This is a genomic window from Paenibacillus cineris, assembly GCF_018333335.1.
Lineage (GTDB): Bacteria > Bacillota > Bacilli > Paenibacillales > Paenibacillaceae > Paenibacillus_AQ > Paenibacillus_AQ favisporus.
In genome coordinates, this window is sequence record NZ_BORU01000005.1 from 40,557 (window position 1) to 51,330 (window position 10,774).

At 54.2% G+C, this 10,774-nt stretch carries 8 protein-coding genes; 7 read left to right on the forward strand and 1 reads right to left on the reverse strand.

Annotated features, from left to right (window positions below; all coding sequences use genetic code 11):
- Window positions 1–521: 521 nt before the first annotated feature.
- From KI379_RS29550 to KI379_RS29570, 5 genes are all read left to right on the forward strand, one after another.
- Window positions 522–1,001: a DUF3995 domain-containing protein gene (locus KI379_RS29550; RefSeq protein ID WP_244169366.1), complete on the forward strand. Its 480-nt coding sequence runs from the start codon at window positions 522–524 to the stop codon at window positions 999–1,001.
- 164 nt (window positions 1,002–1,165) lie between these two features.
- Window positions 1,166–1,516: a DUF805 domain-containing protein gene (locus tag KI379_RS29555; protein ID WP_280518789.1), complete on the forward strand. Its 351-nt coding sequence runs from the start codon at window positions 1,166–1,168 to the stop codon at window positions 1,514–1,516.
- A gap of 308 nt (window positions 1,517–1,824) precedes the next feature.
- Window positions 1,825–2,793, forward strand: a complete 969-nt coding sequence (locus KI379_RS29560) for an ABC transporter permease (protein ID WP_105444953.1) — start codon at window positions 1,825–1,827, stop codon at window positions 2,791–2,793.
- 15 nt (window positions 2,794–2,808) lie between these two features.
- Window positions 2,809–3,717: a carbohydrate ABC transporter permease gene (locus KI379_RS29565; RefSeq protein ID WP_076173532.1), complete on the forward strand. Its 909-nt coding sequence runs from the start codon at window positions 2,809–2,811 to the stop codon at window positions 3,715–3,717.
- A 50-nt stretch (window positions 3,718–3,767) separates the two neighbouring features.
- Complete coding sequence (locus tag KI379_RS29570) at window positions 3,768–5,375, forward strand: ABC transporter substrate-binding protein (protein ID WP_089548583.1); 1,608 nt, start codon at window positions 3,768–3,770, stop codon at window positions 5,373–5,375.
- Window positions 5,376–5,501: 126 nt separating this feature from the next.
- Here KI379_RS29570 and KI379_RS29575 read toward each other — a convergent pair whose 3' ends face one another.
- Complete coding sequence (locus tag KI379_RS29575) at window positions 5,502–7,802, reverse strand: helix-turn-helix domain-containing protein (protein WP_212985810.1); 2,301 nt, start codon at window positions 7,800–7,802, stop codon at window positions 5,502–5,504.
- Window positions 7,803–7,988: 186 nt separating this feature from the next.
- Between KI379_RS29575 and KI379_RS29580 the strand changes: the two genes are divergently transcribed.
- Together KI379_RS29580 and KI379_RS29585 are read left to right on the forward strand one after the other, a co-directional pair.
- Window positions 7,989–9,377 (forward strand): alpha-L-fucosidase, encoded by a 1,389-nt coding sequence (locus KI379_RS29580; RefSeq protein WP_212985811.1) that lies wholly within the window; start codon window positions 7,989–7,991, stop codon window positions 9,375–9,377.
- A gap of 83 nt (window positions 9,378–9,460) precedes the next feature.
- Entirely contained in the window at window positions 9,461–10,747 is a 1,287-nt protein-coding gene (locus KI379_RS29585) for an alpha-L-fucosidase (protein ID WP_212985812.1), read from the forward strand.
- The last annotated feature ends 27 nt before the right edge of the window (window positions 10,748–10,774 follow it).

Consider the following 10,774-nt stretch of genomic DNA (forward strand, 5'->3'; position numbering starts at 1 on the left):
CTTGTGGTCCCGGGAGACCTTGTGCTCCTGCAGGACCTTGAGGACCGGCCGGAGCATTTACTTTAATTTTCGGTGGAGGACAGTTTACCTTTACGATCTTTTTAATGACGCGGTGTTTCTTATTTCTATGGTGGTGAAAAACAATTTTACCTCTGCAATGCTTTCTTGGACAATGCAATGATATACACCTCCTGTCGATTTGTCTACAGAGTATGGGTTTGCTTCACATTTGGCATGGACTGATAACTATCATTTGCTAGACTAACGGCTATATTTTGAGAAAACGGGCATATGCGGGGTATTTCTTGGGACAAGCGGTTTGTCTGCCAATCCATAGGAATAAATTGATAGATTGGTTTACATATTCGATATTTTCAGAAGGCGATGCTATTTTGACGCATTATTAAAAGATGGAGAGAGATAGACAATTGAGAGCACAAATGGGCAAAATGGATACTGCATAGCTCAAAAAGTGCCCGGACTTAGGCAGGAGTGCGATGACTATTAAGGGAAGGCAAAGGATGGGAATGATCCAACATAAAGAAGTGTATATCTTTACGGGGTTTATCTGGTGCCTTCTGTTTGCGATCATCAGCTTTTACTGGGCAGGCGGAGGCATGATTGGCGTAAATACATTAGGAGGGTTCATCTATAATCAAGCCATAGAAAGAGAAGCATCGTTCATAGCCATGGTCTGGCTTACTGGATTCGTGAAATTGTGCGGCGGTTTATTTTTGCTGCTGCTTCTAAGGCCATGGTCGAGCATGACGAACCGGGTTTTATATGTTTTAGGGCTACTAGCGGGGATTTTGCTATTCTTATACGGCCTGACCAACGTTGTTTCTCTTATTTTTGCCTGCATAGGGCTGCTGTCCCTGCAGATTGACGATTTTGCGCTCAGGTGGAGGCTCTTTTTTTGGGAGCCATTTTGGATGCTGGGAGGAGCGTTATTTATCCTTGCTGCACTCAAGTTTAAAAGGGAGGCCAAATCAAAATCATGATCCTTTTGTAAAGCAGCCGACTTCTCAGCAGTCGGCCGCTTTTTTTCATTTCTGAAATTTCATGGAAAAATTTGATAGTATCTGCTGTGTTCTATTTCATGCTAAACTCAATCGGATTCAATATAGGATAGGGGAAGTTTAGAATGGAATAGTATTTAAAAGCATTGAAAAATTACGCAGGATTTCAGGGGAGGGCGTCCAAAAAGGAATATTGGATGTTTATGCTGTATGAAGGAGTAATCTACATCGTGCTTTCCGTCGTCGAGGAAATCGTGGGGCTGTCTTACATATTATCCGGGATCTATTTTGCAGCTACCTTCTTGCCGGCTTTGGCGGTTGCATGCCGCAGACTCCACGATACGGGAAGAAGCGGTTGGTGGAACTTGATCGCCCTGATACCGATCGTGGGTATCGTTATTTTTGTTGTGCAAACCTGTCAGGCAAGTCAGGAGACGGATAACCAATATGGCCCCCCAGCCCGTGAAGTAATGTTTGGGAAGGCGGGCGAGACATAAGGATCACATCACAAGAGGAAGGCTGCCGGCCGATTGAGCCGGGAGTCTTTTTTGCTCGGTTGGTCAATTTTGATATGCCGCCCATATCACGCCGGATCACTCAAAAATGACACATTGTCCGCTTGTCCAAGCCGCTTGTCATCAGGCCGCAGGCACCTTGTCACCGGGGGTTAGGGGCAGCAGCTAAAATGACATATTTACGAGCACCGCTCCCCTGGGCTATCGTAAAAATGTAAGCGTTAGCACACCTGACATACTGTGGCAACGATGGGTGGAGCACAAACCATTTATCAGGAAGGGGTGATCCTATGCAGGAAACCAATACGGCGTTTGCCGGCCGCCCGGCGGCGGCCATGCCGACAAAGAGAAAAGGCAAAGGTTTATGGAAGCGCATCATTATGAACTGGGAGCTGTACCTGTTTATTGCGCCGGCCTTTTTGTACTTTCTTATTTTCTGTTACGGGCCGATGTACGGCATCCAGATCGCGTTCAAGAACTTCATTCCGACAAAAGGAATCACGGGAAGCCCGTGGGTCGGCTTCGACCACTTCGTCCGCTTCTTTCATTCCTACTACTTCTGGGATCTACTCTGGAACACGCTGAGCATCAGCTTGTACTCGCTGGCCATCGGGTTTCCGATCCCGATCATTCTGGCACTGGCCTTCAACGAAGTCCGAAACGGCTTCTTCAAGAAGCTGTCCCAGACGGTGACGTACGCGCCGCACTTCATTTCCATGGTCGTTATGGCGGGGATGATTATCACGTTCCTTTCGCCGTCGACGGGGATCGTCACCCACATGATCGAGGGGCTGGGACTGAAAGCGCCGGACTTCCTCACCGACCCGCGCTGGTTTAAGACGATGTACGTCTTCTCGGACGTGTGGCAGAGCGCCGGCTGGGGCACGATCATCTATCTCGCCGCGCTCTCGGGCGTTGATCCGGGGCTGCATGAGGCGGCGATTATCGACGGGGCCTCGCGCTTCCAGCGCTTGCGGCACATCAACATCCCGGTGCTGGTCCCGACGATGACCATCCTGCTCATCCTGAATATGGGCAGCCTGCTCGGGGTCGGCTTTGAGAAAATCCTGCTGCTGCAAAACCCGCTCAACATGAGCTCGTCGGACGTCATTTCCACCTTCGTCTACCGCTCGGGTCTGGTGGATGCGCAGTACAGCTTCTCGACCGCCATCGGCCTGTTCAACTCGGTCATCAATGCGGTATTGCTCATCGTCGTCAATCAGATCGTCCGCCGTACGAGCGAGAACAGTTTGTGGTAGAGAGGAGGGGCTTCGATGTTATCCGGAGTCAGAGAAACCCGGCGGGATAAAGTTTTTCTCGCCTTCAATTACCTGTATGTGTTTCTGGCGTTTCTAATCGTGTTCTACCCGCTGGTGTACATGGTCAGCGCCTCCATCAGCGACCCGAAAGCGGTCGGGTCGGGGGAGATGTGGCTGTGGCCGAAAGGCATTACGTTTGACGGCTACAAGCGGGTGTTCGAGAACACAAGCATCTGGACGGGGTATGGCAACACAATTCTGTACACCGTGGTCGGGACCGCGATCAACCTGCTCGTGACGCTGCCGGCGGCGTATGCGCTGAGCCGCAAGGACTTTGTCGGCCGCAACTTCTTTATGGGCATGTTCATGGTCACGATGTTTTTCGGGGGCGGCCTGGTGCCGACGTACCTCCTGGTGAAGCAGCTGGGCATGGTCAACACGATGTGGGCGATCGTCATTCCGTCGGCCGCGTCGATCTGGAACATCATCGTCTCACGGACGTTCTTCCAGAGCTCGATTCCGAAGGAGCTGCAGGAAGCGGCGCAGATCGACGGGTGTACGAACATGCGGCTGTTCGTGAAGATTATCCTGCCGCTGTCGATGCCAATCATCGCGGTCATGGCCCTGTTCTACGGGGTGGGCAACTGGAACAGCTACTTCTCGGCGCTCATTTACCTGAACGACTCGGCGAAATACCCGCTGCAGCTGGTGCTGCGCCAGATTCTGGTGCTGCAGGAAATGGCCGCGCAGGGCGGAGGAGCGATCGACGCCTCCACGGCAGCCGCGATGAACAACAAGGCGGAAATCGCCGCTCTGGTGAAGTATTCCGTGATTATCGTCGCCACGATTCCGGTGATTGTCATTTATCCATTTCTCCAGCGTTACTTTGTGCAAGGTGTTATGATTGGTTCCGTAAAGGGCTGATCCTGCCTGCTTAGAATCGACATCAAGTCAAAAAGGGGAGTTTATAAAACATGAAAAAGCTTCGCAAGGCGTCATCCATTCTGCTCTGCCTCACCGTATCCGCCAGCCTGCTGGCAGCCTGCGGTTCCAACGGCGACGGGGGTTCCTCCTCAGCTGCCGGATCTGCGGCCGAAGGGGTTAAAAAAGAAGGCTTTCCGATCGTGGACAAGCCGCTCACGCTAAAAGTGATGTCCCAGGACGCGGGCGTGGCCGACTGGAACAAAATGCCCGTACTGCAAGAGATGGAGAAATTGACGGGCATCCACCTGGAATACCAGCTTTCGCCGATCGACAGCTTTGAAACGAAAAAGAACCTCGTATTCGCGAGCGGAGACTTGCCGGATATATTTTATGCGGCGGATTTGAAACCGGCGGAGCAGGTGACATACGGCAGTCAGGGCGTTCTGATCCCGCTCGAAAAGTATATCGATGAAGGCTATGCGCCGAACATCAAGAAAATTTTCGACGAGCATCCGGATATCCGCAAGTCGTTTACGACGCCTGACGGGCATATCTACGCGCTCCCGAACATCGATCTGTCGGCGGTATGGTACCGCAGCCCGATGTGGTATAACGGCAAGTTCCTGAAGGCGCTGAACGTAACCGAGCTGCCGAAGACAACCGACGAGCTGTACACGCTGCTGAAACGCTTCAAAGACGAAGATCCGAACGGCAACGGCAAAAAGGATGAAATTCCGCTGACCTCGGTCAAGCTGGACGACCTGCGCATGTATTTCCTCGGCTTCTGGGGCATCTATGACGAAGTCATTTACGCCGACAAGGACGGAAAAGTGCACTATACGCCGCAAGAAGAGGGTTATAAGGGCTACCTGACCTTCATGAATAAACTGTGGAAGGAAGACCTTCTGGATCACGAGACGTTCTCGCAGACGCCGGATCAGAAGAAGGCCAAGGGGCAAAACAACCAGATCGGCGTGTTCAACGACTATTTCCCTTACTTCACGCTGGGCGGCGAGCCAAGCTCGGACAACCCGCTCATGACGCCGGTCGCCAGCGAAATTCCGGGAACGCCAGTCTACGGCAAGCATCCGGGCATTTCGGCCAACGGCACGTTTGCGATTACGAGCAAGGACCCGAATCCGGAAGCGACGATGCGCTGGATCGATTACCAATACGGTTATGACGGAGCGACGCTGTTCAGTCAGGGACCGGAAAATACGCTCTGGAAATACAAAGATAAAGAAGCTCATGAGAAAGAATGGCTGCCGGTACCGGGCGGCGGCGACCGTGAGGAATATCGCGGCACACTGACGCCGAACTACGGCATTCTCGCACCGGGCATGAATTCCGCGGAATTGACCAAAGGGCTGAAGAGCGACTTCGACCGCTTCATCGACAAGGAAAACGCGGAGAAGCTGACGCCGATCGGCAAAACGCCGTTCCCGAACGTCTATTTGACCAATGAAGAGCAGACGGAAGCAACGGCACTGTTGTCCGACCTGAACACCTATGTCAAGCAGATGGAAGCGAAGTTTGTGACCGGCCAGGAACCGCTCTCGAACTGGGACAAGTATGCAGCGCAAATCAAAAAAATGGGAGGCGACCGGATCGCCGAGCTGTACCAGGGCGCTTACGACCGCTGGAACTCGGGCAAGTAACCGGATCATCCGCACCATGCAAAAGCAAATAGCCAACATCGCCCTGCTGCGCAAGCGGCAGGGGAGTTGGCTATTGCTTTAAGAAGAAGCGGGAAGAAGCGGGAAGAAGCGGGAAGAAGCGCAGCCTTATTCGTCGTCCGGATCGGAAGAAGCGGGAGGCTGGCCGGTTTCGGAGAACAGCTTCCGGTACTGCCCCGGCGTGTAGCCGGTCTCCTTCTTGAACTTCCGCGTGAAGTTCGGGGTGTCCTGGTAGCCGACCCGCAGAATGATGTCCTTGAGCGGATCGCTGGTCGTCCGCAGCTGATGAATCACTTCTTCGAGGCGTTTCTGCCAGACATACTGGATGAAGTTCAGCCCCATCTTTTCCTTGAACGACCGGCTGACGTGAGACGGCGAGATGTCGAATTCAAAAGCGACGCTCTCCAGGCTCAGCGTATGGTCGGTGTAATGCCCGTCGATGTAAGCGACGATCCGATCGATCATCGACTGCTCTTCCTTCTGGTTATTCCGCTCGACCTGGCTGCAGACCCGGGAAGCGAGGCTGAGCAGGCCGCGTTCGACTTCCTCGAGCGAGCTGCTGTACACCATGCCTGGAGGCACGTCCTGCAGCACGCTGTGGATACCGAGCTCGGATGCGGTCTTGAGGATCGTGTTGAGCAGGTCGAAGCAGACGCAGCGCATCAGCATCGCCGATACCTCGGCCGCCTGCAGGTCCTGCACCGACAAGGAGATAATTTGGGCGGCAACGTCGTAGCTGCCCTGCTTCAAGCTCTGGGACAGCTTCATCAGCGTGTTATTCGGCACCCAGGCCGTATGGTCCGGCGTGTAGGACAGCTTCTCGAAATACGTGACGCTGCCTTGGCCGGTGGTCGCCCGCAGCTCGAAAGCCGAGCAGGCTTCGATGAAGGACTGGTTCAGCTGGTCCGGGCTCGGATAGCTGGTGCCGACGCCGATCATCGGAAAGACGTCGAAGGATTCGAGCAGACAGCCGCGGACCGCCTCAACGATCTGGTGCATCCGGTTGAACTCCTCGGCGCCTTCTTCCGGATCGTAGCAGATGATGAGCCCCAGCTGGTCCAGCTGCGGAAGCTCCACGCCATAGCCGAGAGCTGCCAGCTCAGGGAATTCGATCTGGGTCAGCAGCCGGATCATTTCGGTGCGGTCCTGCCGGTCGCTTTTCTCCTGCTCTGCCGGCTCCGACCCGATGACCATCACAAAGTACCGTGACCGGTCAAAATGAAGGTCGAACGCCTCCCGCAGCTCCGGCGACAGGCTCTGGGCGCTGCCGTACTTCAGCAGCATCGACAGGAAGTGGTTGCGGGCGAACGGCTCCTGCAAATCGATCCGCGAGCTGTATTCCTGAAGCGCGGTGCGGATCCGGTCCAGCTCGTTGCCGGACGGCGTCTTGCCGCTCTGCGGCCGCTTGGCCGGGGAGTTGGTGGAGGCAAACTCAACGAGCATCGAGATCGGCTGGTACTGCATGCGGGCAAGGAGCAGCGCGATGGCCGCGCCGACTAGGACGACAATGATGAACAGCAGGATGATAAAGCTCCGCACATGCAGAACGCTGCTGAAAAATTGCGAGCTCGGCATGGCGGTAACGTAGGTCCAGCCGTTATTATCGGATTTGACCGAGACGATGGAATGCGCCTTGCCGTTAATGGTCCGTTCGTGAATGCCAGGGGACAGATTGATCAGCGACTTGGCCTCACTTCCGGTGAGCGCTTCGCCTTGACGGTTGTCCACCAGAATGCGGCCTTCGTTATCAAGAATATACGTCAACCCCTGATAGCTGCCGAGAATGGAATCGATCAGGCTGGTAAGCTCAGATTCCCGGATCAAATACATGACCGTTCCGTGCGGCGTCGGACTGTTGGGTGTAATCGGAATTAGGTACGCGAGCATCGTTTCTTTTAAACCGGAAGCGTTGCTGACCGTATCGGCGGGACGCATCTCCGGATATTGCCCCTCATTGAGATCCTTGAACATCCGGCTCTTGTCCCAGCTCTGAAAGCTGAACTTTTTGGCGAATACATCAAGATTGTACAGGCCGTTGCTGGAATAGATTTTCTCATCTTTATGAAAATAGAGGAAAATTTCGCCGATGATCGAGCTGGTTGCCTTGTACTGATCCAGTGCCTGAATGGCGTCTCCGCTCGTCAGCGGGTCATGGACCCGGTATTTCGTCAGCCTCTCGTCATAGGAGACACGGGAAGCGATTTCGCTGAGCTCCTTCATCCGCCCGTCAATGATCACTTTAGTCTGGGTCAGCTGATCCAGCCGGGAGTGCTCGATCTCGGAGCGGAGATTCGTCACAGCGTTTTCATAAATAAAGATCGTCATGAGGATCAAGGGAATCAACAAGATAAACAAATAGGACCAGATATATTTCAAAAACAGCTTGGACTTGAAGTAATTTTTCTTCAACAATTCTGCCTCCCGTTAACCGTAATGCGTCTGATCAAGTTCCATGATACCAATATTTCGGGCTTTTGGACATAGAGAGTAAAACGAAAGAAGTCGAAATATGGAGAATTTTGTTGATAGGAAGGCGCGGTTTAGCGGCGGGCAGCTCAATCTATGGTAAAAATCCGAATTAATGGAGGGTGTACGATGAGCGAAATCAAGCAGGTCCAGGAAGAACAGGAATCCATCGTCGTGGAAGGCGTCCACAATTACAGCAGTGAAGAACATTGGGTGAAACCAGAGGACCCGCTGCTGCTGGAGCGTCTGGAGTGGTTCAAGGACCAGAAACTGGGCCTGATGATGCACTGGGGGCCTTATTCCCAGCTCGGATTGGTGGAATCCTGGGCGCTGAGCGACGTGGATGAGGAATGGTCCAGAAACGAAATCGACTGGGACATCGATGCGGAGGAACTGAAACGCGAGTATTTTGCCTTGAACAAAACGTTCAATCCGCTCCGTTTCCAGCCGGAGCTGTGGGCGGATCTGGCCGCCGAGAACGGCTTTAAATATTTAAACTTTACGACCAAGCACCATGACGGGTTCTGCATGTGGGACACGAAGACGACCGACTACCGTATCACCGGGCCGGACTGCCCGTTCCATACGCACAAATACGCGGATATCACCAAGCAGCTGTTTAACGCTTTCCGGGAAAAGGGGCTCGGCATCTCCGCCTACTTCTCCAAGGCGGACTGGCACACCCCGTATTACTGGGCTCCCGGGATGAAGCCGGGTACAACGACATCCCGCGGGCCGACCTACGATCCGAAGGAATATCCGTGGCTGTGGGAGCAGTTCGTCCAGTTCACCCATGAACAGATCATGGAGCTCATGACGAATTATGGAAAGATCGACGTGCTGTGGCTGGATGCCGGCTGGGTCAACGACTATCGGGATCAGAACATCCGTCTGGGCGAAGTGGTTGAGCGGGCGCGGAAAATTCAGCCTTGGCTGCTGTCGGCGGACCGCACGGTAGGCGGACCTTACGAAAACTTGATCACGCCGGAACAGACGCTGCCCGAACGCGCGCTGAGCGTACCTTGGGAGAGCTGCATCACGATGGGATCGGCCTTCTCCTTCCGCTATGAGGACGACTACAAGACGGTCCGCCAGCTGATCCATCTGCTGGTTGAAATTGTTGCTAAGGGCGGCAATTTGGCGCTGAATGTGGGACCGCAGCCTGACGGACGCATCTCCAAAACGGCCATCTCCCGCATCAAGGGCATGGGCGCATGGTTGAAGGTTCACGGCGAAGCCATTTATGGCACGCGGATTTGCGAGCCGTATTCGGTCGGCCGGGTGCAGTTCACCCAAAAAGGCGACACGACCTACGCCTTTTACCTGTACCGGGACGAACACGAAGCGGTTCCAGCGGAGCTGCATCTGCCGCTGCAGCAGCCGTTCAGCCGGATCGATCTCGTCGGCGGAGCAGACAATCTGGAATTCCGGCGCACGGATGACGGCGTTGCCATCCGCCTTCCGGAGAAGGAACGCGAAGGGCTGGCGCCGATCGCGCACGTGTTCCGTATCCGCTAAGACAGCGGGCAGACGCGGCATAAGAGTATAGATCCAAACACCGGCTATAAACAACCGAATACAACGCGAAAGGTGCGACCGATATGCAACCATGGTTTGAAAACGCAAAGCTGGGGATTTTTATCCACTACGGCATTTATGCCGTCGACGGAGTGGCTGAATCCTGGTCATTTTACAACGGACACATTCCCTATGAACAATACATGAAGCAGCTGGACGGATTTACGGCGTCGAAATTCGATGCTGAAGCGTGGGCCGACTTGATCGAAAAGTCCGGCGCCAAATATGCGGTGCTGACAACGAAGCACCATGACGGGGTAGCGCTCTGGGACACGAAGTACAGCGATCTGAACGTCATTCAGAAAACGCCGGCCAAGCGGGATATCGTTAAGGAGTACGCGGAGGCCATCCAGAAGCGCGGGATCCATCTGGGCATGTACTATTCCTTGATCGACTGGTCCCATCCCGACTATCCGAGTGTCTATGAAGGGGGCAAGGTGCCGGAGGATTTGAGCACGGCCAACCGCTTCTCCAGTCCTCAAGACGGCATTCAGGACGAAGAGCGCTGGCAGAAGTTCCTCGAGTTTAACAACAACCAGCTGCGGGAAATTTTGACGAATTACGGCAAGGTCGATCTGCTCTGGTTCGACGGGGACTGGGAGCGCAGCGCCGAGCAGTGGAACCTGCCGGCCTTTAAGGAATATTTGCACACGCTGAATCCGGACATCATTATCAATTCCCGCCTGCAGGGCCACGGCGATTACAAAACGCCGGAGCAGGGCATTCCGATCACGAGACCGGAGGGGCCATGGGAGTTCTGCACGACGATCAACACGTCCTGGGGCTACGTGCCGACAGATAACAAATACAAGTCGCTGAACCAGATCATCCGCATGTTCTGTGACTGCATTTCGATGGGCGGCAACATGCTCCTCGATATCGGACCGCGGGAAGACGGCACGATCGACAAGCGGCAGGAAGATATTTTGCTCGGATTGGGCGATTGGATCCGCACTCACGAAGAGGCGGTGTTCGGCACGGAAGAAGGCATCATGACCCGTTATTACCTCGGAGGCAGCACGGTGTCCAAGGACCGCAAGACGCTGTACCTGTTTGTCTATGACGATCCGAAGGAAAACGTCTGCCTCAAAGGGCTGTGCAACCCGATCAAAAAGATCACCGTGCTCCACTCGGGCAAAGAGCTCTCGCATGAAATTCACGGCGGGGTGCCGTGGTTCAACATCCCGGGAACGACTTGGATTCACATGACCCCGGAGGACACCCATGAGCAGGTAACGGTGCTGAAGCTGGAGTTCGACGAAGAGCTGGAAATGTACGGCGGATCCGGCGCAGTCGTGACCCATAACTGACGGATGGACGGGACGCTATAAGCGGAC

What these genes read in the sequence shown, in the direction of transcription:
- KI379_RS29580 (WP_212985811.1), top strand. Translation starts at nt 7,989, where the DNA reads ATGAGCGAAATCAAGCAGGTCCAGGAAGAACAGGAATCCATCGTCGTG.
- KI379_RS29550 (WP_244169366.1), top strand. Translation starts at nt 522, where the DNA reads ATGGGAATGATCCAACATAAAGAAGTGTATATCTTTACGGGGTTTATC.
- KI379_RS29570 (WP_089548583.1), top strand. Translation starts at nt 3,768, where the DNA reads ATGAAAAAGCTTCGCAAGGCGTCATCCATTCTGCTCTGCCTCACCGTA.
- KI379_RS29565 (WP_076173532.1), top strand. Translation starts at nt 2,809, where the DNA reads ATGTTATCCGGAGTCAGAGAAACCCGGCGGGATAAAGTTTTTCTCGCC.
- KI379_RS29585 (WP_212985812.1), top strand. Translation starts at nt 9,461, where the DNA reads ATGCAACCATGGTTTGAAAACGCAAAGCTGGGGATTTTTATCCACTAC.
- KI379_RS29560 (WP_105444953.1), top strand. Translation starts at nt 1,825, where the DNA reads ATGCAGGAAACCAATACGGCGTTTGCCGGCCGCCCGGCGGCGGCCATG.